Origin of the sequence: Klebsiella sp. 1SOBk5mer, from assembly GCF_046603115.1 — a bacterium.
In the GTDB taxonomy this organism is placed as follows: Bacteria; Pseudomonadota; Gammaproteobacteria; order Enterobacterales; family Enterobacteriaceae; genus Klebsiella; species Klebsiella quasipneumoniae.
In genome coordinates, this window is the sequence record NZ_JBKIUU010000005.1 from 128,651 (window position 1) to 151,636 (window position 22,986).

At 54.8% G+C, this 22,986-nt stretch carries 20 protein-coding genes and 1 pseudogene; 17 read left to right on the forward strand and 4 right to left on the reverse strand.

What is annotated here, in order from left to right; genetic code table 11:
* Window positions 1–156 precede the first annotated feature (156 nt).
* The 3 genes from tal to ACLH1U_RS13515 all read left to right on the forward strand — a co-directional run bounded on the left by tal (window position 157) and on the right by ACLH1U_RS13515 (window position 3,218).
* Window positions 157–1,110, forward strand: coding sequence for a transaldolase (gene tal, locus ACLH1U_RS13505; RefSeq protein WP_004204228.1), 954 nt, complete (start codon window positions 157–159; stop codon window positions 1,108–1,110).
* 99 nt (window positions 1,111–1,209) lie between these two features.
* Window positions 1,210–1,797, forward strand: coding sequence for a molybdopterin adenylyltransferase (gene mog / locus ACLH1U_RS13510; protein WP_004204229.1), 588 nt, complete (start codon window positions 1,210–1,212; stop codon window positions 1,795–1,797).
* A gap of 119 nt (window positions 1,798–1,916) precedes the next feature.
* The gene (locus tag ACLH1U_RS13515; RefSeq protein ID WP_023291913.1) at window positions 1,917–3,218 is read left to right on the forward strand and encodes an MFS transporter; all 1,302 of its coding nucleotides are present in this window, start codon (window positions 1,917–1,919) and stop codon (window positions 3,216–3,218) included.
* Between the two features lie 55 nt (window positions 3,219–3,273).
* Here the strand turns inward: ACLH1U_RS13515 and satP are convergent, their stop codons facing one another.
* From satP to ACLH1U_RS13530, 3 genes are all read right to left on the reverse strand, one after another.
* Window positions 3,274–3,840: an acetate uptake transporter gene (gene satP / locus ACLH1U_RS13520; RefSeq protein ID WP_032452395.1), complete on the reverse strand. Its 567-nt coding sequence runs from the start codon at window positions 3,838–3,840 to the stop codon at window positions 3,274–3,276.
* 88 nt (window positions 3,841–3,928) lie between these two features.
* Window positions 3,929–4,678: an acidic protein MsyB gene (gene msyB, locus ACLH1U_RS13525; protein ID WP_411299297.1), complete on the reverse strand. Its 750-nt coding sequence runs from the start codon at window positions 4,676–4,678 to the stop codon at window positions 3,929–3,931.
* Between the two features lie 28 nt (window positions 4,679–4,706).
* Entirely contained in the window at window positions 4,707–5,111 is a 405-nt protein-coding gene (locus ACLH1U_RS13530) for a DUF2541 family protein (protein WP_411299298.1), read from the reverse strand.
* Between the two features lie 397 nt (window positions 5,112–5,508).
* Here ACLH1U_RS13530 and dnaK point away from each other — a divergent pair, with 397 nt between their 5' ends.
* From dnaK to nhaR, 8 genes are all read left to right on the forward strand, one after another.
* A complete protein-coding gene (dnaK, locus tag ACLH1U_RS13535; RefSeq protein WP_023291917.1) occupies window positions 5,509–7,425 on the forward strand; it encodes a molecular chaperone DnaK in 1,917 nt (638 codons plus the stop codon).
* Between the two features lie 87 nt (window positions 7,426–7,512).
* The gene (dnaJ, locus tag ACLH1U_RS13540) at window positions 7,513–8,646 is read left to right on the forward strand and encodes a molecular chaperone DnaJ (protein WP_002887955.1); all 1,134 of its coding nucleotides are present in this window, start codon (window positions 7,513–7,515) and stop codon (window positions 8,644–8,646) included.
* 602 nt (window positions 8,647–9,248) lie between these two features.
* Complete coding sequence (locus ACLH1U_RS13545) at window positions 9,249–10,016, forward strand: outer membrane protein OmpK (protein WP_023291918.1); 768 nt, start codon at window positions 9,249–9,251, stop codon at window positions 10,014–10,016.
* A 20-nt stretch (window positions 10,017–10,036) separates the two neighbouring features.
* Window positions 10,037–11,530: a sulfatase gene (locus ACLH1U_RS13550; RefSeq protein ID WP_411299299.1), complete on the forward strand. Its 1,494-nt coding sequence runs from the start codon at window positions 10,037–10,039 to the stop codon at window positions 11,528–11,530.
* Window positions 11,531–11,629: 99 nt separating this feature from the next.
* Window positions 11,630–12,829, forward strand: a complete 1,200-nt coding sequence (locus ACLH1U_RS13555; RefSeq protein WP_411299313.1) for an anaerobic sulfatase maturase — start codon at window positions 11,630–11,632, stop codon at window positions 12,827–12,829.
* Window positions 12,830–12,856: 27 nt separating this feature from the next.
* The gene (locus ACLH1U_RS13560; RefSeq protein WP_032452399.1) at window positions 12,857–14,125 is read left to right on the forward strand and encodes a hypothetical protein; all 1,269 of its coding nucleotides are present in this window, start codon (window positions 12,857–12,859) and stop codon (window positions 14,123–14,125) included.
* A 171-nt stretch (window positions 14,126–14,296) separates the two neighbouring features.
* Window positions 14,297–15,472, forward strand: coding sequence for a Na+/H+ antiporter NhaA (nhaA, locus tag ACLH1U_RS13565; protein ID WP_032452400.1), 1,176 nt, complete (start codon window positions 14,297–14,299; stop codon window positions 15,470–15,472).
* 54 nt (window positions 15,473–15,526) lie between these two features.
* Entirely contained in the window at window positions 15,527–16,423 is an 897-nt protein-coding gene (gene nhaR / locus ACLH1U_RS13570) for a transcriptional activator NhaR (protein ID WP_023291923.1), read from the forward strand.
* Between the two features lie 109 nt (window positions 16,424–16,532).
* Here nhaR and rpsT read toward each other — a convergent pair whose 3' ends face one another.
* Window positions 16,533–16,796, reverse strand: coding sequence for a 30S ribosomal protein S20 (gene rpsT / locus ACLH1U_RS13575; protein WP_003018940.1), 264 nt, complete (start codon window positions 16,794–16,796; stop codon window positions 16,533–16,535).
* A 116-nt stretch (window positions 16,797–16,912) separates the two neighbouring features.
* Between rpsT and ACLH1U_RS13580 the strand changes: the two are divergent.
* The 6 genes and pseudogenes from ACLH1U_RS13580 to ispH form a co-directional block, all read left to right on the forward strand.
* Window positions 16,913–17,118: pseudogene (locus ACLH1U_RS13580) on the forward strand (DUF2575 domain-containing protein); the annotation flags it as partial.
* A gap of 7 nt (window positions 17,119–17,125) precedes the next feature.
* A complete protein-coding gene (gene ribF / locus ACLH1U_RS13585) occupies window positions 17,126–18,064 on the forward strand; it encodes a bifunctional riboflavin kinase/FAD synthetase (protein ID WP_004204236.1) in 939 nt (312 codons plus the stop codon).
* A gap of 43 nt (window positions 18,065–18,107) precedes the next feature.
* Window positions 18,108–20,924, forward strand: coding sequence for an isoleucine--tRNA ligase (ileS, locus tag ACLH1U_RS13590; RefSeq protein WP_032429278.1), 2,817 nt, complete (start codon window positions 18,108–18,110; stop codon window positions 20,922–20,924).
* Window positions 20,924–21,424: a signal peptidase II gene (gene lspA, locus ACLH1U_RS13595; RefSeq protein ID WP_023291926.1), complete on the forward strand. Its 501-nt coding sequence runs from the start codon at window positions 20,924–20,926 to the stop codon at window positions 21,422–21,424. Before ileS ends, lspA begins: the two co-directional genes overlap by 1 nt.
* 116 nt (window positions 21,425–21,540) lie before the next feature.
* A complete protein-coding gene (gene fkpB, locus ACLH1U_RS13600; protein WP_023291927.1) occupies window positions 21,541–21,990 on the forward strand; it encodes an FKBP-type peptidyl-prolyl cis-trans isomerase in 450 nt (149 codons plus the stop codon).
* Window position 21,991: 1 nt separating this feature from the next.
* The gene (ispH, locus tag ACLH1U_RS13605) at window positions 21,992–22,942 is read left to right on the forward strand and encodes a 4-hydroxy-3-methylbut-2-enyl diphosphate reductase (protein ID WP_002887979.1); all 951 of its coding nucleotides are present in this window, start codon (window positions 21,992–21,994) and stop codon (window positions 22,940–22,942) included.
* The last annotated feature ends 44 nt before the right edge of the window (window positions 22,943–22,986 follow it).

The window sequence follows — 22,986 nt, forward strand, 5'->3', positions numbered from 1 at the left end:
ATTAAGTGACAATCCTTGCGCTTTCAGCAAATTAATCTGCATAGTTTATCACACTCTGCGCTCTTCTCTCGTCGGCGGTTGCGCTGACCCGGCAGCGTGTTATCATCTGGGCAGACCGGTTACATCCCCTTAACTGCTGTTTAAGAGAAATATATCATGACGGATAAATTAACTTCTCTGCGTCAGTACACCACTGTCGTCGCTGACACCGGAGATATTGCGGCAATGAAGCTGTATCAGCCTCAGGATGCCACCACCAACCCTTCCCTGATCCTCGGCGCGGCTCAGATCCCTGAGTACCGTAAGCTGATTGACGACGCTGTGGCCTGGGCTCGTAGCCAGAGCAGCGATCGCGCGCAGCAGATCCTCGATGCTTCCGACAAGCTGGCGGTGAACATCGGTCTCGAAATCCTGAAACTGATCCCGGGCCGTATCTCCACCGAAGTGGATGCGCGTCTCTCCTACGACACTGAAGCGTCTATCGCTAAAGCCAAGCGCATCATCAAGCTGTATAACGACGCGGGCATCAGCAACGATCGTATTCTGATCAAGCTGGCTTCCACCTGGCAGGGTATTCGCGCCGCTGAACAGCTGGAAAAAGAGGGCATCAACTGCAACCTGACGCTGCTGTTCTCCTTCGCTCAGGCTCGCGCTTGCGCCGAAGCGGGCGTCTTCCTGATTTCGCCGTTCGTTGGCCGTATCCTCGACTGGTACAAAGCCAATACCGATAAGAAAGAGTACGCGCCGGCAGAAGATCCGGGCGTGGTTTCCGTCAGCGAAATCTACGAGTACTACAAGCAGCACGGTTATGAAACCGTGGTGATGGGCGCCAGCTTCCGTAACGTTGGCGAAATTCTGGAACTGGCTGGCTGTGACCGCCTGACCATCGCCCCGGCGCTGCTGAAAGAGCTGTCCGAAAGCGAAGGCGCCGTTGAGCGTAAACTGGTGTATACCGGTGAAGTGAAAGCGCGTCCGGAGCGTATTACCGAATCTGAGTTCCTGTGGCAGCATAACCAGGATCCGATGGCGGTAGACAAACTGGCGGAAGGTATCCGTAAGTTTGCGATCGACCAGGAAAAACTGGAAAAAATGATCGGCGAACTGCTGTAATCCCGCAGGTGGCCGACGCCCGTCGGCCACATTACACTGTCTGTCCCGCCAGCAGCAGTGTATCATTTCGTTTAACGCCACAGTTTGAACGGAATAACCATGAATACCTTACGAATCGGCTTAGTTTCCATTTCCGATCGCGCCTCCAGCGGCGTCTATCAGGACAAAGGCATCCCGGCACTGGAAGAGTGGCTGGCGCGTGCCCTTACCACCCCTTTTGAACTGCAGACTCGCCTGATCCCGGATGAGCAGGTCATTATTGAGCAAACGCTGTGCGAACTGGTTGACGAGATGGGGTGCCATCTGGTGCTGACCACCGGCGGCACCGGCCCGGCGCGTCGCGATGTGACGCCCGACGCCACGCTGGCGATTGCCGATCGCGAGATGCCGGGCTTCGGCGAGCAAATGCGCCAGGTTAGCCTACACTTTGTGCCGACGGCGATCCTTTCCCGGCAGGTCGGGGTGATCCGCAAGCAGGCGCTGATCCTCAATCTTCCCGGACAACCGAAAGCGATTCAGGAGACCCTGGAAGGGGTGAAAGATGCTGACGGCAACGTGCTGGTGCACGGTATTTTCGCAAGTGTACCTTATTGTGTACAGTTGCTGGAGGGGCCTTATGTGGAAACCGATGGCCGTGTGGTAGAAGCATTTCGTCCCAAAAGTGCCCGACGCGAAACTTTATCCTGAATTTGATGCATTTGTGACATAACATGCATCACTGATGGTGTGCCGTTTTATTTACGATATAGTGCTTTTTACTTTACACACTATAAAATACGCTGCACGCCTCAGGATGAAATCGCGTTATGTCATATGCAAACCGACCGCTCAACCGCCAGGATTATAAAACGCTGACGCTGGCCGCCCTTGGCGGCGCGCTGGAGTTTTATGACTTTATCATCTTCGTTTTCTTCGCCGCCGTCGTCGGCGAGCTCTTCTTCCCCGCGGATATTCCGGAATGGCTTCGCCAGGTACAGACCTTTGGCATTTTCGCCGCCGGTTACCTGGCGCGTCCGCTGGGGGGGATCATCATGGCCCATTTTGGCGATCTGGTTGGCCGCAAGAAAATGTTTACCCTCAGCATCCTGCTGATGGCGCTGCCGACCCTGGCGATTGGTCTGTTGCCGACCTACAGCTCGGTGGGCATCGTCGCGCCGCTGCTGTTGCTGCTGATGCGTATTCTGCAGGGGGCGGCGATCGGCGGCGAGGTGCCTGGCGCCTGGGTGTTTGTCGCCGAGCATGTTCCGGAAAAACGCATTGGTATCGCCTGCGGCACGCTGACGGCCGGCCTGACCGTAGGCATCCTGCTGGGATCGGTGGTAGCGACGCTTATCAACACCAGCCTGACGCCGCAGGGGATCCACGACGGCGGCTGGCGGATCCCCTTCCTGCTGGGAGGCGTATTTGGTTTGGTGGCGATGTATCTGCGCCGCTGGCTGCAGGAGACGCCGATTTTTCTTGAGATGCAGCAGCGCAAAGCGCTGGCGCAGGAGCTGCCGGTAAAAGCGGTCGTCCTCAAGCACCAGAAGGCGGTGGCGGTCTCTATGCTGCTGACCTGGCTGCTGTCGGCAGGCGTGGTGGTGGTGATCCTGATGTCGCCGGTCTGGCTGCAGAAACACTATGGCTTCGCCCCGGCGATAACCCTGCAGGCCAACAGCATTGCCACGATTATGTTGTGCATCGGCTGTCTGCTCGCCGGGCTGGCGGCGGACCGCTTCGGCGCCAGCCGCACCTTTATCGTCGGCAGCCTGCTGCTGGCGGTTGCCAGCTGGGCATTTTACCACCTGTCTGGCGCCAGCCCGCAGCGGCTGTTTCTGCTCTACGGCACGGTGGGACTCTGTGTGGGCGTGGTGGGGGCGGTGCCTTATGTTATGGTGCGGGCCTTCCCGGCGGAAGTGCGCTTCACCGGCATCTCCTTTTCCTACAATCTGTCGTACGCGATTTTTGGCGGCCTGACGCCAATTGCCGTCACGATGCTGATGGGGGTGTCGCCGATGGCCCCGGCCTGGTATGTGCTGGCCTTGTCGCTGATGGGGCTGGGATTAGGTATCTGGCTGCGTCAGGGGCTGACGGCGGCGAGGTTGCCGGAAGGGGAGCTGCAGCGCTAAGCAGGTTTGCCGATGATGACCAGCCGCCGCCCTGTTACTGGGCGGCGGCGGAAGATTAACGCGGTTCGCCGATCGGCAGCACGGTGCGGCCGAACTGCTCGTTCAGCACTTCGCCCATCGCCAGGTAAATGGCGCTGGCGCCGCAAACCAGGCCGACCCAGCCGGCAACTTTCACGATGCCTTCGTTATCCACCAGATGACCAATCGCCAGCAGCGCAAACAGCACCGTCAGGCTCAGGAACACGAACTGCAGCATGCGTGCGGCTTTCAGCGTACCGAAGAACATGAACAACGTAAAAATACCCCACAGGCCGAGATACATGCCGAGGAAGTGCGCGTTCGGCGCATCAGCCAGGCCCATTTTCGGCATCAGGAGAATAGCAACCAGCGTCAGCCAGAAGCTGCCGTAGGAGGTAAAAGCGGTCAAGCCAAAGGTGTTGCCTTTTTTGTATTCCAGCAGGCCGGCAAAAATTTGCGCAATGCCGCCGTAAAAAATGCCCATCGCCAGGATAGCTACATCGAATGCGAACAGGCCGCTATTCGCCAGGTTAAGCAGAATAGTGGTCATGCCGAAGCCCATAAGGCCCAGCGGTGCCGGATTAGCCAACTTAGTGTTGCCCATAATTCCTCAAAATTATCATTAAAAGGGAAGCATTACCCCGCGACTTGGCGGCGGGGCGCGGCATAATAATGAGGCGCGGAAAGGCTGTCTATGATCTGGCGGGGTATTTTTCACCAATTTCAGTTGCGCCCGACGACGAGTGGAGCATTTGTCGTAAACAGGCAATATGCAGAACCGCGGGGATGGTGACCCGATAAGCGCTGCCGCTTACCGCTTTCACGCTGTTCAGCGCGGCGCCAAGCGGCCCTCCCAGCCCGGCGCCGCGTACCAGGCCATGGCCGATGACGCTCACGGCGGCGTGCGTGCGCAGGATGGCGGTTAACCGCTCATCCAGTAGCAGGGCAACGCCTTCACTCAGCTTGCGGCGCCTCAACAGATGGGGCAGCAGGCTTTCCAGCTCATGACTCCGGCACTCCACCGCGGCGAGAAAGTGCGTTTTTTGTTCCTCATCCAGCTTATTCCAGCTGTGCTGCAGAAAATGCGTCAACAACTGTTGCTCGATCTGCGGCGTCGTCATCTGTTTATCGACCTTCGCCTTTAGCCTTTTACACACATCCAGCAGGATGGCGCGATAAAATTTGCCATGGCGGCGCAGCGTATTGGCGATGCTGTCGCCGCCGAAATGCTGTAGCTCGCCGGCGATCAACTGCCAGTTGCGGCGATAGCGCTTCGGGTGGCCCTCCATAGACAGAAAGGTCTCGTTGCGCAGCAGCGTACTGGAGAGACGGGGTTTGCCATTTTCCCCGTGGGTCAGAATACGGGTAAACGCTTCCAGATGCGCCTCGCTGCACTCAGGCAGAAAGGCGAGATCGTCATCATCCAGATAGTTAATATGCATAACGTTTTCTCTCGGGCAGGGGACGACGTTAGTCGTCGCCGATAATTTTCAGTGAGGCCATATCTGAGGAGTTGACCGTGTGGCCGGAGAAGGCGATTTTTTTCACACAGCGCTTGTTGTCGTTATCGCTGTTGAGGGAGATCCAGCTGGTGGTGTGGCCTTCTTTGATCCCGGCGGGCACGTTCAGGGTGTGGCTGGCGCCGTGGCTGGCCTTAAAGTAGACCGTTGCTCCGGAGAGCTGAATATCGCCGCGTTCGGCGCTGAGCTGAATACGTTTGACCACCCGGCAGACGGGGAGCTTCAGCGTCAGATCGTTGGTCTCATTGCGCGGCATGGCTATCACGCCGAGGATCTTATGGTCGTTGGCGGCCGCCGAGGTGATAACTGACACGCTAAGGATAAGCCCGGCTGAAAGCCGGAATAGTGATTTCATTAATCTGTCCCCTGAATAAGTAAAGTGCGAGGGCGGGGATCTTATCACTGCGAAAACGGGGCTTTTAGCGCACAAGTATTGCGTTTTATGTCAATGATATTATGAATATATTCGGTTTTTTTTATTCGTTACTTGTATGGGGGTTTCGCCATCTTTTTTGCCGCCCGGCAACATCGTTTGCTAGGCCATCGACGGCAGCGGGCGAGGGCGTCGGCTGGCCTCCGGCAAAAAATTTTTCTGCTTGCCCCTTGATGCCGGGGTGGGCGACCCCATCTTGTAGTCAACCGCAGTGAAGAACCTGAAAAAAAATGATGTCTGGGCAGTTGAAACCGCACGTTTCGCCCTTATTACAGGTTCACAACCACATGTTGATCGAATTTTTAGTGGAGACGTTTAGATGGGTAAAATTATTGGTATCGACCTGGGTACTACCAACTCTTGTGTAGCGATTATGGATGGCACTACTGCACGCGTGCTGGAGAACGCCGAAGGCGATCGCACCACGCCTTCTATCATTGCCTATACCCAGGATGGTGAAACTCTGGTTGGTCAGCCGGCTAAACGTCAGGCAGTGACAAACCCGCAAAACACCCTGTTTGCGATTAAACGCCTGATTGGCCGCCGCTTCCAGGACGAAGAAGTTCAGCGTGACGTTTCTATCATGCCATACAAAATTGTTGCCGCAGACAATGGCGACGCATGGCTGGATGTGAAGGGCACCAAAACTGCACCGCCGCAGATCTCTGCTGAAGTGCTGAAAAAAATGAAGAAAACGGCTGAAGATTACCTGGGTGAACCGGTAACTGAAGCGGTTATCACCGTACCGGCTTACTTCAACGATGCGCAGCGTCAGGCAACCAAAGATGCTGGCCGTATCGCCGGTCTGGAAGTCAAACGTATCATCAACGAACCGACCGCGGCCGCGCTGGCGTACGGTCTGGATAAAGAAGTGGGCAACCGCACGATCGCGGTTTACGACCTCGGTGGTGGTACTTTCGATATCTCTATTATCGAAATCGACGAAGTTGATGGCGAAAAAACCTTCGAAGTACTGGCGACCAACGGTGATACCCACCTGGGCGGCGAAGACTTCGATACCCGTCTGATCAACTACCTCGTTGATGAATTTAAGAAAGATCAGGGCATTGACCTGCGCAACGACCCGCTGGCGATGCAGCGCCTGAAAGAAGCCGCTGAGAAAGCGAAGATTGAACTGTCTTCTGCTCAGCAGACCGACGTTAACCTGCCGTACATCACGGCAGACGCGACCGGTCCGAAACACATGAACATCAAAGTGACGCGTGCGAAACTGGAAAGCCTGGTAGAAGACCTGGTTAACCGTTCCATCGAGCCGCTGAAAGTGGCCCTGCAGGATGCCGGTCTGTCCGTTTCCGATATCAACGACGTCATCCTCGTTGGTGGTCAGACTCGTATGCCGATGGTGCAGAAGAAAGTGGCCGAGTTCTTTGGTAAAGAACCGCGTAAAGACGTTAACCCGGACGAAGCCGTGGCTATCGGCGCTGCCGTTCAGGGCGGTGTACTGACCGGTGATGTGAAAGACGTTCTGCTGCTCGACGTGACCCCGCTGTCGCTGGGTATCGAAACCATGGGCGGCGTGATGACTGCGCTGATCAGCAAAAACACCACTATCCCGACCAAGCACAGCCAGGTGTTCTCTACCGCTGAAGACAACCAGTCCGCGGTTACCATCCATGTGCTGCAGGGTGAGCGTAAACGCGCGTCTGATAACAAATCTCTGGGTCAGTTCAACCTGGATGGTATTAACCCGGCGCCGCGCGGCATGCCGCAGATCGAAGTGACCTTTGACATCGATGCTGACGGTATCCTGCACGTCTCCGCGAAAGACAAAAACAGCGGTAAAGAGCAGAAGATCACCATCAAAGCGTCTTCCGGTCTGAATGAAGAAGAAATTCAGAAAATGGTTCGCGAAGCGGAAGCTAACGCCGAATCTGACCGTAAGTTCGAAGAGCTGGTACAGACCCGTAACCAGGGCGACCATCTGCTGCACAGCACTCGCAAGCAGGTTGAAGAAGCAGGCGATAAACTGCCGGCTGACGACAAAACTGCCATCGAGTCTGCGCTGACCGCGCTGGAAACTTCGCTGAAAGGTGAAGACAAAGCGGACATCGAAGCGAAAATGCAGGCGCTGGCGCAGGTTTCCCAGAAGCTGATGGAAATCGCCCAGCAGCAGCATGCTCAGCAGCAGGCGGGTTCCGCTGACGCTCAGGCGAGCAACGCGAAAGACGACGATGTTGTCGACGCTGAGTTCGAAGAAGTGAAAGATAAAAAATAATCGCCCTTTGAACGGGTAAAACACTGGCACGGGCGAAGAGGTTTCCTCTCCGCCCGTGCACGCATGTTAAGGGGCTGAAAAACACCGATGGCAAAGCAAGATTACTACGAGATTTTAGGCGTCTCCAAAACAGCGGAAGAGCGTGAAATCAAAAAGGCTTATAAGCGCCTGGCCATGAAGTATCACCCGGACCGCAACCAGGGTGATAAAGAGGCCGAAGCCAAATTTAAAGAAATCAAAGAAGCGTATGAAATCCTGACTGATGCCCAGAAGCGTGCGGCCTACGATCAGTACGGCCATGCGGCCTTTGAGCAGGGCGGCATGGGCGGCGGCGGCGGTTTTGGCGGCGGTGCGGACTTCAGCGATATCTTTGGCGATGTTTTCGGCGATATCTTTGGCGGCGGACGTGGCCGGCAGCGCGCGGCGCGCGGCGCCGATCTCCGTTACAACATGGAGCTGACGCTGGAAGAAGCGGTACGTGGCGTCACCAAAGAGATCCGTATTCCGACGCTGGAAGAGTGCGACGTCTGCCACGGCAGCGGCGCCAAAGCAGGCAGCAAACCGCAGACCTGTCCGACCTGTCATGGCGCGGGCCAGGTACAGATGCGTCAGGGCTTCTTTGCTGTACAGCAGACCTGTCCGCACTGTCAGGGACGCGGTACGCTGATTAAAGATCCGTGCAATAAATGTCATGGTCACGGCCGCGTTGAGAAGACCAAAACCCTGTCGGTTAAAATCCCGGCGGGCGTGGATACCGGCGACCGGATCCGTCTGGCGGGCGAAGGCGAAGCCGGCGAGCATGGCGCACCGGCAGGGGATCTGTACGTTCAGGTTCAGGTGAAGCAGCACGCTATCTTTGAGCGTGAAGGTAATAACCTGTACTGCGAAGTGCCGATCAACTTCACTATGGCTGCGCTGGGTGGTGAGATTGAGGTCCCGACGCTCGACGGTCGCGTCAACCTGAAAATTCCGGGTGAAACCCAGACCGGCAAGCTGTTCCGCATGCGTGGGAAAGGCGTGAAATCCGTTCGCGGCGGCGCGCAGGGCGATCTGCTGTGCCGGGTGGTGGTGGAGACGCCGGTGGGGCTGAACGAGAAGCAGAAGCAGCTGCTGAAGGAGCTGCAGGAAAGCTTCGGCGGCCCGACCGGGGAAAACAACAGCCCGCGTTCGAAAAGCTTCTTTGACGGTGTGAAGAAGTTTTTTGATGATTTGACTCGTTAATCATTTCCGTCATTGCTGATAAAAAGCCTGAGATTGAGAAATCCCAGGCTTTTTTATTTCTTCTTGATGCATCCATTAATTTAAGTCTTTGATTCAGAATCTTTATTTTATTGAATCAGGAGTATTAACAGCGTTCTTCCCATTGATTTATTTTTTCCTTATGGCATAACCTACATGCATTTAATATATGTGCAGTTAATCACAATAGGGCTTTATTATTTATAACATGAATAATTGATGGTCTGGTCATTTCGATGTTGCTGGGGCATTATGTCTTAATCATCCAGGATAAAGCCCGAACGTTTCATCTGTGGTTGCCCAAATGGGTATTGTCGGACGTCGCTCAAATCAATAACGTCCTTGCGCGCCAGTTATGACAAAAATAGGTAACAGACAAGTGCGTTATGATCGTGCCGGATATTTATAAACAATAAGTTACCCTCACTAAAAAAACATATTTTGACACATGCCTGATAATACCCATCGTCCCTTTTGATATGAGATTTTCATCACTATTTTGATGGTGTGTTTCGCTAACAATAAGCGCCGCAGAAAAGTAGTGTATGTCTATGGACGAATTATAACTTTGGGAAATACTTTCAATGCCTCGGATAAAAAATACGCTATTGGCTTGTACGATACTTGCAGCATCCTTGGGCTTTAGTCACTCCGTACAAGCATCTTTGGACTACCAATATTCTTTTGGATCGATTAATGCAGGTTATGCTGACTGGAACAGCGGCTTTGTCGATGTAGGTCGTGGTGAGGTCTGGAAAGCCACAGCTGATTTTGGCGTCAATTTTAAAGAAGCTGAATTCTATTCTTTTTTTGAAAGTAATGTACTCAACCATTCTGTCGCGGGGCGTAACCATACGGTTTCAGCGATGACGCATGTTCGCCTTTTTGGCTCTGACTATACGCTCTTTGGCAAGATTTATGGCCAGTGGGAAAATACGTGGGGGGATGATCTGGACATGTTTTATGGTCTTGGTTATCTGGGATGGTCCGGGAAATGGGGATTCTTTAAACCTTACCTCGGACTCCACAATGAGTCGGGTGATTATGTTTCACCAAAATATGGGCAAACAAGCGGCTGGAACGGGTATGTGCTGGGCTGGACGGCAGCTTATAACTTCACGCTATTTGACGAGAAATTTGTTCTGTCAGACTGGAATGAAATTGAATTTGAGCGAAATGATGCCTACGCGGAACAGCAACACGGTGATTATGGCATTAATGGCGGTTTAACGCTGGCCTGGAAATTTTATCCTCGCTGGAAGGCAACGGTAACCTGGCGTTATTTTAAAAACAAATTAGGTTATGACGGCTTTGGCGATCAAATGATTTATATGGTTGGGTATGAATTTTAAAAAATGTCAAAGGAGTTAAAATGAAAAAAACAGTTGTTGCCAGTATGATTGGGCTGGCGCTATGTGCCGGGAGCGCGCTGTCAATAGCACATGCCGCAACAGAAAAGCGTCCTAATTTGGTTATTATTCTGGCTGATGATTTAGGGTATGGCGATCTTGCAGCTTATGGACATCCCATTGTCAAAACCCCGAATATCGACAAACTGGCGCAGGAAGGGGTGAAATTCACCGATTATTATGCGCCTGCGCCGCTGTGCTCTCCCTCCCGTGCGGGTCTGTTAACCGGTCGTATGCCATTTCGCACTGGTATTCGCTCATGGATCCCGGAAGGCAAAGATGTTGCATTAGGGCGTAATGAACTGACCATCGCCAATCTGTTGAAACAGCAGGGCTATGACACGGCGATGATGGGCAAACTGCACCTGAATGCAGGCGGAGATCGTACCGATCAGCCCCAGGCAAAAGATATGGGGTTTGATTACAGTCTGGTGAATCCGGCGGGATTTGTCACGGATTCCACGCTGGATAATGCCAAAGAGCGTCCTCGCTACGGGGTGGTGCATCCGACAGGATGGCTACGCAATGGGCAACGAATTGGTCGCGCAGATAAAATGAGCGGTGAATTTGTCAGCTCTGAAGTGGTGAACTGGCTGGATAATAAGAAAGATGATAAGCCGTTCTTCTTATATGTCGCGTTTACTGAGGTGCACAGCCCGCTGGCTTCGCCGAAGAAATATCTCGATATGTACTCGCAATATATGAGCGCGTACCAAAAACAGCACCCGGATCTGTTTTATGGCGACTGGGCTGATAAACCGTGGCGTGGCACGGGGGAGTACTACGCGAACATCAGTTACATGGATGCTCAGGTCGGTAAAGTGCTGGATAAAATTAAGGCAATGGGCGAAGAAGACAACACCATCGTGATTTTCACCAGTGACAATGGCCCGGTAACGCGTGAGGCGCGTAAGGTGTATGAGCTGAACCTGGCGGGTGAGACCGATGGTTTGCGTGGCCGTAAAGATAATCTGTGGGAAGGCGGCATCCGCGTTCCGGCGATTATTAAATATGGCAAACATCTGCCGCAGGGGATGGTGACGGATACGCCGGTTTCCGGTCTTGACTGGATGCCGACGCTGGCGAAGATGATGGATTTTACACTCCCGAACGATCGCACGTACGATGGCCAGTCTTTGGTTCCGCTGCTGGAACAGAAGCCGCTGGAGCGTAATAAGCCGTTGATCTTCGGCGTTGATATGCCATTCCAGGACGATCCAACCGATGAGTGGGCGATCAGGGATGGCGACTGGAAGATGATCATCGATCGTGAAAATAAACCGAAATATCTCTACAACCTGAAGACCGACCGTTACGAAACGCTCAATCAGATTGGCAAACGGCCGGATATTGAGAAACAACTGTACGATAAGTTCCTGAAGTATAAAGCAGACATCGATAACGATTCGTTAATGAAAGCCCGTGGCGATAAGCCGACGCCGGTCACCTGGGGCTAACCGAATAACCATAAAACCGTAGTATGCCACTTAGGGCGATGCCCGCCTGATTCGGTGTTTAAACTGAATCAGGTTCTTTTTATTGGGATGGATATAGCGATCATGCGAAGAAAGAGCTGTCAGGTCATGATTAAACCGACAGGTTCAGTATGCAATCTTGATTGTAAGTACTGCTTCTATCTGGAAAAGGAAAAGCTCTACCCGGAGCGAAAGCGCAACTACAGAATGTCAGACGAGATGCTGGAACGCTTCATTAAACAACATATTGCCGCACAAGAGATTGATGAGGTGATTTTTGCCTGGCAGGGCGGAGAACCGACGTTGATGGGGCTGCCTTTTTATCGCCGGGCGATCGAACTCCAGCAGCGTTATGCTGCGGGAAAAACGATTGTGAATACCTTCCAGACGAACGGCATTTTGATCGACGACCAATGGTCTGAGTTTTTTCGGGCCAATCAATTCCTGGTCGGTATTTCCATTGACGGCGATGCAGCCTTGCATGACGAATGGCGCGTTACGCGCTCGGGAAATCCGACGCATGCGAAAGTTGAACAGGCCATACAATGTCTGCACCGCCACGGCGTTGAATTTAATACGCTGACGGTTGTTAATCAGAGCAATATGCGCCATCCGCTTCAGGTATATCGCTATCTGAAGAGCATCGGCAGCCGTTATATGCAATTTATCCCTTTGGTGGAAAGAAGCAGCGAAAAGAGCGGCCTTGGGCTGGCGCACCCTGAGGACAGGCAAACAAAAATGATGCCGTGGTCGGTTGATCCGCTACAGTTTGGCCATTTTCTTAACGCTATTTTTGATGTATGGGTCCGCGAAGACATTGGCGACATAGGCATACAGATGTTTGAACAGACGCTTGCCGCCTGGTGTGGGTTGCCTCCCCAGGTATGCGTATTCGCGCCAACCTGCGGCAGCGCGTTTGCGATGGAGATGAACGGCGACGTTTATAACTGCGATCATTTTGTTTATCCGCAGTACAGGCTGGGAAATATTCAGGATACAACGCTACATGCGATGAATAATAGCGCGCAAAACCAGCAGTTTGGTGATGATAAAAGCCACTCAATGGCGCAGGAGTGTCGCTCTTGTCAGTGGCAATTTGCCTGCTACGGCGGCTGCCCCAAGCACCGCTTCTTGCAATCCGCGACGGGCGAGAGAAACCACAACTATTTGTGCGCAGGCTATAAAGCGTTTTTCTCTCATAGCGCGGTGACTATGAGCGCGATGAAAACACTCCATCAGAATGGTTTTTCACCGGCAGAGATAAAATCAATATTTGTTTGAAAATCATACCGTCACAGGGAGTTAATCATGTTTTCTCAGGTTAATGTCGATAGCTGCAAAACGCCAGGCTGCAAAAATCTGGGCGTGCTGAACAGCCCGGATTACCAGAACCAGGGGAAAAATGTGTTATGCAGGGCATGTGGTTTTCATTTTCCTGTGATTTCGGCAAGATCGCTGAATCTTTTTCGCCAGTCGGTAAATCGGGTATGGAAAGGATTGATAAAATCCTGCCCAGGATGCGGCGGCGTCTCACTAAAAAAGTATGGCTTTTCCGCGCAGGGAGAGCCACGCGTCTGCTGCCAGCAGTGCCATAAAACATTTCTTTATCCCGTCAGATATAAAACCGATCCGCGCCAGGATTATCTTGCCGCACTCATCCAGGATGGGGCTTCGCTGGCGGATATCCGATCCGCCCTTGCGTTAGACAGTACCGGACTAAGCCGCGAATTACAGAAGTTATCCCGCAGGGCAAATCAGGCGGAACGTGAGTTTGCCTTTCCCGCTTTCGACATTACCCTGAGCACCCGCGCTTTTCGGGTTAAATTTAACGGCGGTGACAATTTTCTGTATGTGCTGGTCACCGCCGAGGAGACTACCGGTCGGATTATATCCGTAACAACCAATTATTCACTCCAGCCCGTTGAAGCGGAGTATCAATACCACTCTTATTACGAAGAGCGCCTGCCGCCCGGTACGCTGGTACATCTTGTGCAACGGAAAGAAGCGATAACGATGCGGCGCGCAACGCTTTTTGATGTGGATTACGGACCGGCTGCGTTATACAAAAACGATCCGGGAATGCTGGTCAAACCCGTATTGCCGGCTTATCGCCATTTTGAATTAGTCAAAACACTGACAGATGCACGCTCCCTCAATATTCAACACTACATCGATCAGGAATGTTTTATATTAGGTGGCTGCCTGATGGCGAATTTGCAGCAGGTTCAACAGGGGCGATGCCATATCTCATTTGTCAGAGAGCGAGGCATGACGCCGCCGCTGCATGATATCCCGCCGCGCCTGTTTATGGGCGGAGGGAACCGCAACAATGTCTGGCGGACCTTCTCTACACGGGACTATGCGATGGCGGTTTGTAACCTAACCGGCAATAAAAAAACGGCCAATCTGCGGCACGCCACGTTAAATGGCGCGACGAAATTTATTCAATACCTGCACGCGCATCCTTTTTTGCCGCAGCTAAATCGCCTGTCTCCGGCGAACGTGACCGTGACGCTGGATTGTCTGAAATATGAATATAATAAAAGACAGAAAATGTGGGACGATCTACGCGGTTAATTCTGCATTCATCAACGCCTGGCCTTTTGCTGCCCAGTCTATCATTGTCTTATCCCTCCTCTTTAACTCGTAAAAATCGAGCATTAGCGCAACTTAAATCTGATTTTTTCGAGTTATCAGTCTGTGTATTATACTTTTATCGAGTTATTCACCAACAGGATGAAAGTAAAAGTGAAACATCTGCAACGATTCTTCAGTAGCGATGCTTCCGGCGGCATTGTCTTAATCATCGCCGCGGCGCTGGCGATGGTCATGGCCAATACCAGCGTGACCAGCGGTCTGTATCACTCCTTCCTTGATACGCCTGTACAGCTGCGGGTAGGGGCGCTGGAGATCAACAAGAATATGCTGCTATGGATCAATGATGCCCTGATGGCGGTGTTCTTCTTGCTGATTGGCCTGGAGGTTAAACGCGAGCTGATTCAGGGCTCGCTGGCGAGTCGCCGTCAGGCGGTCTTTCCGGTGATTGCCGCGCTCGGCGGGATGATCGTCCCGGCGCTGGTCTATCTGGCCTTTAACGCTCAGGATCCTGTCGCCAGAGAGGGTTGGGCGATCCCGGCGGCGACGGATATTGCCTTTGCCCTCGGCGTGCTGGCGCTGTTAGGCAGCCGCGTCCCGACGGCGCTGAAGATTTTCCTGATGGCGCTGGCGATTATTGATGACCTTGGGGCTATCGTGATTATCGCGCTGTTTTATACCCACGACCTGTCAATGCTCTCGCTGGGCGTGGCGGCGGCGGCGATTGCGGTGCTGGTGGTTCTGAATCTGAGCGGCGTGCGACGCACCGGGATCTATATTCTGGTCGGTGCGGTGCTGTGGACCGCGGTGCTGAAGTCCGGCGTTCACGCGACGCTTGCCGGGGTCATCGTCGGCTTTATGATCCCCCTCCAGGAGAAGCAGGGTCAGTCACCGGCTAAAGTGCTTGAGCATGTCCTGCATCCGTGGGTGGCGTTTATGATCCTGCCGCTGTTTGCCTTCGCCAACGCGGGCGTCTCGCTGGGGGGGGTTACGCTTGATGGACTGACGTCGCTGCTGCCCCTGGGTATCATGGCCGGCCTGTTTATCGGTAAGCCGCTGGGGATCAGCCTGTTCTGCTGGCTGGCCCTGAAGCTGAAGTGGGCCTCGCTACCGGAGGGGACCACCTGCCGGCAGATTATGGCGGTGGGCATTCTGTGCGGGATTGGCTTTACGATGTCGATTTTTATCGCCACGCTGGCCTTCGGCAATGTCGATCCCGCGTTAATCAACTGGGCCAAGCTTGGCATCTTAATTGGATCGGTGGTATCAGCTGTTACCGGCTACCTCATACTGCGTCAGCGCGTAACGGATACTCGCCTCGCGGTATAACCTTTCTGCAGGAGGGCCTGCCAGGCTCTCCTGGACATTATCAGGGAGAGAAGCATGTCACATATCAACTACAACCATCTGTACTACTTCTGGCACGTCTATAAAGAAGGGTCTGTCGTGGGCGCGGCGGAGGCGCTGTTTCTGACGCCGCAAACCATTACCGGGCAGATCAAAGCGCTGGAGGAGCGTCTGCAGGGAAAGTTATTTAAGCGCAAGGGAAGAGGGCTGGAGCCGAGCGAGCTCGGGGAGCTGGTCTTTCGCTACGCCGACCGGATGTTTACCCTGAGCCAGGAGATGCTCGACATCGTCAACTACCGCAAAGAGTCGAATCTGCTGTTTGACGTCGGCGTGGCCGATGCGCTATCGAAACGGCTGGTCAGCGGCGTACTGGATGCCGCCGTTGTCGAAAGCGAGCAGATCCATCTGCGCTGTTTTGAATCCACCCATGAGCTGCTGCTGGAGCAGCTGAGCCAGCATAAGCTCGATATGATTATCTCTGACTGCCCGATCGACTCGACGCAGCAGGAAGGGCTGTTTTCGGTGAAGATTGGCGAGTGCAGCGTCAGCTTCTGGTGCATGAACCCGGCGCCAATGAAGCCGTTCCCGGCCTGTCTTGAAGAGCGACGGCTGCTGATCCCTGGTCGACGCTCGATGCTGGGACGTAAGCTGCTGAACTGGATTAACGTGCAGGGGCTGAAGGTGGAGATCCTCGGCGAGTTTGACGACGCGGCGCTCATGAAAGCCTTCGGCGCCGCGCATAATGCGATTTTTGTCGCGCCGACGCTCTACGCGCATGATTTCTACCATGATGAATCGATTGTCGAAATTGGCCGCATGGATAGCGTGATGGAGGAGTATCACGCCATTTTCGCCGAACGGATGATTCAGCATCCGGCGGTACAGCGCATCTGCAATCGCGATTATTCGTCGCTGTTTACTGAACCCAGATAGCCGGAAAGCGTGGGCTGGCGTGGCTCAGGTCGCGCCAGGACGGGAAAGATGACAGGCATAAAAAAACCCGCTTTCGCGGGTTTTTTCACAAAGCGACAACAAGCAGCGATTAAGCCAGTTTGTTGATCTGAGCGGTCAGGTTAGCCTTATGACGCGCAGCTTTGTTTTTGTGGATCAGACCTTTAGCAGCCTGACGGTCCACGATTGGTTGCATTTCGTTAAATGCTTTCAGTGCAGTAGCTTTGTCGCCAGCTTCGATAGCTGCGTATACTTTCTTGATGAAAGTACGCATCATAGAGCGACGGCTAGCGTTGTGCTTGCGAGCCTTTTCAGACTGAACGGCGCGCTTCTTAGCTGATTTGATATTAGCCAAGGTCCAACTCCCAAATGTGTTCTATATGGACAATTCAAAGGCCGAGGAATATGCCCGTTTAGCCTTCTTTTGTCAATGGATTTGTGCAAATAAGCGCCGTTTAACACCACAGCGCTTCATTACGTAGTGATGGCGCAAGATTCTACCAGCTTGTTGCAGGCGAATACAGCTTTTCCACCATAAAAATCGCCGGGGGCGGGCGGTTTTCCCGCTGACTCGCGCTGAGTGAATGAATTCCTGAGAACTTTCGTTGCCGAGGAGCAATCGCTGGTTAACGTTGACAGTTGTACAAGGTATACTCGGACGATTTTCACTGTTTTGAGCCAGACATGAAGCTGATACGCGGCATACATAATCTCAGTCAGGCCCCGCACGGGTGCGTGCTGACCATTGGCAATTTTGACGGCGTGCATCGTGGGCATCAGGCGCTGCTGCAGCGCTTGCGCGAAGAGGGCCGCCAGCGCGGTTTACCGGTGGTGGTGATGATTTTCGAACCCCAGCCGCTCGAGCTCTTTGCCGCCGATAAAGCCCCGGCGCGGTTGACCCGCCTGCGTGAAAAGCTGAGCTATCTGGCTGAAAGCGGGGTCGACTATGTGCTGTGCGTTCGCTTCGACCGCCGGTTCGCCGCGCTGACGGCGCAGGATTTTATCAGTGAACTGCTGGTGCGCCGCCTGGGCGTGCAGTTCCTTGCCGTCGGTGACGATTTCCGCTTTGGCGCTGGTCGCCAGGGGGATTTCTTGTTATTACAAAAGGCGGGGGCGGAATACGGCTTCGACGTCACCAGCACCCAAACCTTCTGCGAAGGCGGGGTGCGGATCAGCAGCACGGCGGTGCGTCAGGCGCTGGCTGATGACGATCTCCTGTTGGCGGAGACGCTGCTCGGCCATCCGTTTAGCATTTCCGGGCGCGTCGTGCATGGCGACGAACTGGGCCGTACCATAGGTTTTCCGACGGCGAACTTACCGCTGCGTCGTCAGGTTTCCCCGGTTAAAGGGGTCTATGCGGTAGAAGTGACCGGGCTGGGCGACAAACCGATCGCCGGCGTCGCCAATATTGGCACCCGTCCAACGGTAGCGGGCGTGCGTCAGCAGCTCGAAGTGCATCTGTTGGACGTTGTAATGGACCTCTACGGTCGCCATATCAATGTAGTACTGCGTAAAAAGATACGTAATGAGCAGCGGTTTGCGTCGCTCGACGAGCTGAAGGCGCAAATCGCACGTGATGAGTTAACGGCCCGCGAATTATTTGGGCTGACCAGCCAGGCCTGAGCCACTGGTGTTTATCAAACCGAAATACGGAACCGAGAATCTGATGAGTGACTATAAATCGACCCTGAATTTGCCGGAAACAGGGTTCCCTATGCGTGGCGACCTCGCCAAACGCGAACCGGGAATGCTGGCGCGTTGGACCGATGATGACCTGTACGGCATCATTCGTGCAGCCAAAAAAGGCAAAAAAACCTTCATTCTGCATGATGGCCCTCCTTATGCGAATGGCAGTATTCATATTGGTCACTCGGTTAACAAGATTCTGAAAGACATTATCGTTAAGTCCAAAGGACTGACGGGCTATGACTCGCCTTACGTTCCGGGCTGGGACTGCCACGGTCTGCCGATCGAGCTGAAAGTAGAGCAGGAATACGGCAAGCCGGGCGAGAAGTTCACTGCCGCAGAATTCCGCGCCAAGTGCCGCGAATATGCCGCTCTGCAGATCGAGGGTCAGCGTAAAGATTTCATCCGTCTCGGCGTGCTGGGCGACTGGTCGCATCCGTATCTGACCATGGACTTCAAAACCGAAGCCAACATCATTCGCGCGCTGGGTAAAATCATCGGCAACGGTCACCTGCATAAAGGCGCCAAGCCGGTGCACTGGTGCGTAGACTGCCGTTCCGCGCTGGCGGAAGCGGAAGTGGAGTATTACGACAAGACTTCTCCATCCATCGACGTGGCGTTCCACGCGGTAGATAAAGCCGCGGTGCTGGCGAAATTCGGCGTCGCCGACGTCAACGGCCCGGTGTCGCTGGTTATCTGGACCACCACCCCGTGGACCCTGCCGGCTAACCGCGCTATCTCCCTGTCGCCAGAGTTCGACTATGCGCTGGTGCAGGTGGACGGCCAGGCGCTGATCCTGGCGAAAGACCTCGTTGAGAGCGTGATGAAGCGCGTTGGCGCGGCCGATTACACCATCCTGGCGGCGGTGAACGGCGCCGAGCTTGAACTGATGCGTTTCCAGCACCCGTTCCTCGATTTCGACGTGCCGGCGATCCTTGGCGACCACGTGACGCTGGATGCCGGTACCGGTGCGGTGCATACCGCCGGCGGCCACGGTCCGGACGATTACACGATCAGCCAGAAATACGGTCTGGAAATCGCTAACCCGGTTGGCCCGGACGGGGCTTATCTGCCAGGCACCTATCCGTCTCTGGACGGTATCAACGTCTTCAAAGCCAACGATATCATCGTTGAGATGCTGCGTGAGCGCGGCGCGCTGCTGCATGTGGAAAAAATGCAGCACAGCTATCCGTGCTGCTGGCGCCACAAGTCGCCAATCATCTTCCGCGCCACCCCGCAGTGGTTCGTGAGCATGGATCAGAAAGGTCTGCGCGCGCAGTCGCTGAAAGAGATCAAAGGCGTGCAGTGGATCCCGGACTGGGGCCAGGCGCGTATCGAATCGATGGTCGCCAACCGTCCTGACTGGTGCATCTCCCGTCAGCGTACCTGGGGCGTGCCGATGTCGCTGTTCGTGCATAAAGAAACTCACGAACTGCACCCGCGTACCCTTGAGCTGATGGAAGAAGTCGCGAAGCGTGTTGAAGTCGACGGCATCCAGGCGTGGTGGGATCTCGATTCCCGCGACATCCTTGGCGATGACGCTGACAGCTACGAGAAAGTGCCGGATACCCTCGACGTCTGGTTTGACTCCGGGTCGACCCACTCTTCCGTGGTTGACGTGCGCCCGGAATTCGCCGGTCACGCCGCCGATATGTATCTGGAAGGCTCCGACCAGCATCGCGGCTGGTTCATGTCCTCTCTGATGATTTCCACGGCGATGAAAGGCAAAGCGCCATATCGTCAGGTACTGACCCACGGCTTCACCGTCGATGGTCAGGGCCGCAAAATGTCCAAGTCTATCGGCAACACCGTTAGCCCGCAGGACGTGATGAACAAGCTGGGCGCCGATATCCTGCGCCTGTGGGTGGCTTCCACCGACTACACTGGCGAAATGGCGGTCTCTGACGAGATCCTCAAACGCGCCGCGGACAGCTATCGTCGTATCCGTAACACCGCGCGCTTCCTGCTGGCCAACCTGAACGGTTTCGATCCGGCAAAAGACATGGTCAAACCGGAAGAGATGGTGGTGCTGGATCGCTGGGCGGTCGGCTGCGCGCAGGCGGCACAGGAAGATATCCTGAAAGCCTACGAATCCTACGACTTCCACGAAGTGGTGCAGCGCCTGATGCGCTTCTGCTCCATTGAGATGGGCTCGTTCTACCTCGACATCATCAAAGACCGTCAGTACACCGCCAGGGCGGACAGCGTGGCGCGTCGCAGTTGCCAGACCGCGCTGTTCCACATCGTGGAAGCGCTGGTGCGCTGGATGGCGCCGATCATGTCCTTCACCGCGGACGAAATCTGGGGTTACCTGCCGGGCGAGCGTGAGAAATACGTCTTTACCGGCGAATGGTATCAAGGTCTCTTCGGTCTGGCCGACAACGAAGCGATGAATGACGGCTTCTGGGATGAGCTGCTGAAAGTCCGCGGCGAAGTCAACAAAGTGATCGAACAGGCGCGTGCGGATAAGAAAGTCGGCGGCTCGCTGGAAGCCTCGGTGACGCTGTATGCTGATGCCGATCTGGCCGCTAAGCTCAACGCGCTGGGCGATGAATTGCGATTTGTCCTGTTGACCTCCGGGGCGAACGTCGCAGACTATGCGAGCGCGCCTGCTGATGCCCAGCAGAGCGAACTGCTCAAAGGGCTGAAAGTCGCATTGAGCAAAGCTGAAGGTGAGAAATGCCCGCGCTGCTGGCATTACACCACCGATATCGGCAAGGTGGCGGAACACGCGGAAATCTGCGGACGCTGTGTGAGCAACGTCGCCGGTGACGGCGAGCAACGTAAATTCGCCTGATGAGTAAATCGATTTGTTCAACGGGGCTACGCTGGCTGTGGGTGGTCGTAGCCGTGCTGATTATCGATCTGGGCAGCAAATTCCTGATCCTCCAGAACTTCGCTCTGGGGGAGACGGTGCCGCTGTTCCCGTCGCTTAATCTGCATTATGCCCGCAACTATGGCGCGGCCTTTAGCTTCCTCGCCGACAGCGGCGGCTGGCAGCGCTGGTTCTTTTCCGGGATCGCCATCGGCATTTGCGTGGTGCTGACGGTGCTGATGTACCGTTCGAAGGCGACGCAAAAGCTGAACAATATTGCCTACGCCCTGATTATCGGCGGCGCGCTGGGCAACTTGTTCGATCGCCTGTGGCACGGCTTTGTGGTCGATATGATCGACTTCTACGTCGGCGACTGGCACTTTGCCACTTTCAACCTCGCCGATAGCGCTATCTGCATCGGCGCGGCGATGATTGTGCTGGAAGGCTTCCTGCCGAAACCGACCGCAAAAGAGCAGGCGTAAATGTTAATGCCGGGTGGCGTCACGTCAGCCCGGCCTACAGAATGTGTGGTCTCCCGTCGCCCGGTAAGCGTAGCGCCTCCGGGCAACAGGAGATCGAAAACAAGCGAGCAATTTGCATGTCTAAATCCGTACAGAGCAACAGCGCGGTTCTCGTTCACTTCACGCTGAAGCTGGACGATGGATCCACCGCCGAGTCCACCCGTAACAATGGCAAACCGGCGCTGTTTCGCCTCGGCGACACCTCCCTGTCTGAGGGGCTGGAGCAACAGCTTCTTGGTCTGAAAGAGGGCGAGAAAAAGGCCTTTTCGCTGGAGCCTGACGCCGCATTTGGCGTCCCGAGCCCGGACCTGATTCAGTATTTCTCTCGCCGCGAGTTTATCGACGCCGGCGAGCCGGAGATCGGCGCGATTATGCTCTTTACCGCAATGGATGGCAGCGAAATGCCTGGCGTGATCCGTGAAGTGAACGGCGATTCCATCACCGTCGACTTCAACCATCCGCTGGCCGGGCGCACCGTTCATTTTGATATTGAAGTGCTGGAGATCGATCCGGCGCTGGAGGATTAACATGCAGATCCTGTTGGCTAACCCGCGCGGCTTTTGCGCTGGCGTTGACCGCGCTATCAGCATTGTAGAAAACGCGCTGACGCTGTACGGCGCGCCGATCTATGTTCGTCATGAAGTGGTGCATAACCGCTATGTGGTGGATAGCCTGCGCAAGCGCGGCGCCATTTTTATCGAACAGATCAGCGAAGTACCGGATGGCGCGATCCTGATCTTCTCCGCTCACGGCGTATCGCAGGCGGTACGGAATGAAGCGAAGAGCCGCGATCTGACGGTGTTCGACGCCACCTGTCCGCTGGTGACGAAAGTGCATATGGAAGTCGCCCGCGCCAGCCGCCGTGGCGAAGAGTCGATTCTGATCGGCCATGCCGGGCACCCGGAAGTCGAAGGCACGATGGGGCAGTACAATAACCCGCAAGGGGGCATGTACCTGGTCGAGTCGCCGGAAGACGTTCTCAAGCTGGAAGTCAAAAACGACGCCCGGCTGTCGTTTATGACCCAGACCACCCTCTCGGTGGATGATACCTCGGATGTGATTGACGCGCTGCGCGCGCGTTTCCCGAAAATCGTCGGCCCGCGCAAAGACGACATTTGCTATGCCACCACTAACCGTCAGGAAGCGGTGCGCGCGCTGGCGGAGCAGGCTGACGTGGTGCTGGTGGTTGGTTCGAAAAACTCCTCCAACTCAAACCGTCTCGCCGAACTGGCGCAGCGGATGGGTAAGGCGGCTTACCTGATTGACGATGCCTCCGATATTCAGGAAGCGTGGGTCAAGGATGCGGCCTGCGTTGGCGTGACGGCGGGCGCGTCGGCGCCGGATATTCTGGTGCAGAACGTCATTACCCGCCTGCAGGAGCTGGGCGGCGGCGAAGCCGTACCGCTGGAAGGCCGGGAAGAGAATATCGTCTTTGAAGTGCCGAAAGAGCTGCGTGTGGATGTCCGTGAAGTAGAGTAAGTTCTTTCCGTCAGCAGTATGAGAAGATGCCAGACTTAACGTCT

Excerpts from the sequence above, each read along its gene's own strand:
- tal (WP_004204228.1), top strand. The coding sequence starts at position 157 with ATGACGGATAAATTAACTTCTCTGCGTCAGTACACCACTGTCGTCGCT.
- mog (WP_004204229.1), top strand. The coding sequence starts at position 1,210 with ATGAATACCTTACGAATCGGCTTAGTTTCCATTTCCGATCGCGCCTCC.
- ACLH1U_RS13515 (WP_023291913.1), top strand. The coding sequence starts at position 1,917 with ATGTCATATGCAAACCGACCGCTCAACCGCCAGGATTATAAAACGCTG.
- satP (WP_032452395.1), bottom strand. The coding sequence starts at position 3,840 with ATGGGCAACACTAAGTTGGCTAATCCGGCACCGCTGGGCCTTATGGGC.
- msyB (WP_411299297.1), bottom strand. The coding sequence starts at position 4,678 with ATGCATATTAACTATCTGGATGATGACGATCTCGCCTTTCTGCCTGAG.
- ACLH1U_RS13530 (WP_411299298.1), bottom strand. The coding sequence starts at position 5,111 with ATGAAATCACTATTCCGGCTTTCAGCCGGGCTTATCCTTAGCGTGTCA.
- dnaK (WP_023291917.1), top strand. The coding sequence starts at position 5,509 with ATGGGTAAAATTATTGGTATCGACCTGGGTACTACCAACTCTTGTGTA.
- dnaJ (WP_002887955.1), top strand. The coding sequence starts at position 7,513 with ATGGCAAAGCAAGATTACTACGAGATTTTAGGCGTCTCCAAAACAGCG.
- ACLH1U_RS13545 (WP_023291918.1), top strand. The coding sequence starts at position 9,249 with ATGCCTCGGATAAAAAATACGCTATTGGCTTGTACGATACTTGCAGCA.
- ACLH1U_RS13550 (WP_411299299.1), top strand. The coding sequence starts at position 10,037 with ATGAAAAAAACAGTTGTTGCCAGTATGATTGGGCTGGCGCTATGTGCC.
- ACLH1U_RS13560 (WP_032452399.1), top strand. The coding sequence starts at position 12,857 with ATGTTTTCTCAGGTTAATGTCGATAGCTGCAAAACGCCAGGCTGCAAA.
- nhaR (WP_023291923.1), top strand. The coding sequence starts at position 15,527 with ATGTCACATATCAACTACAACCATCTGTACTACTTCTGGCACGTCTAT.
- ribF (WP_004204236.1), top strand. The coding sequence starts at position 17,126 with ATGAAGCTGATACGCGGCATACATAATCTCAGTCAGGCCCCGCACGGG.
- ileS (WP_032429278.1), top strand. The coding sequence starts at position 18,108 with ATGAGTGACTATAAATCGACCCTGAATTTGCCGGAAACAGGGTTCCCT.
- lspA (WP_023291926.1), top strand. The coding sequence starts at position 20,924 with ATGAGTAAATCGATTTGTTCAACGGGGCTACGCTGGCTGTGGGTGGTC.
- fkpB (WP_023291927.1), top strand. The coding sequence starts at position 21,541 with ATGTCTAAATCCGTACAGAGCAACAGCGCGGTTCTCGTTCACTTCACG.
- ispH (WP_002887979.1), top strand. The coding sequence starts at position 21,992 with ATGCAGATCCTGTTGGCTAACCCGCGCGGCTTTTGCGCTGGCGTTGAC.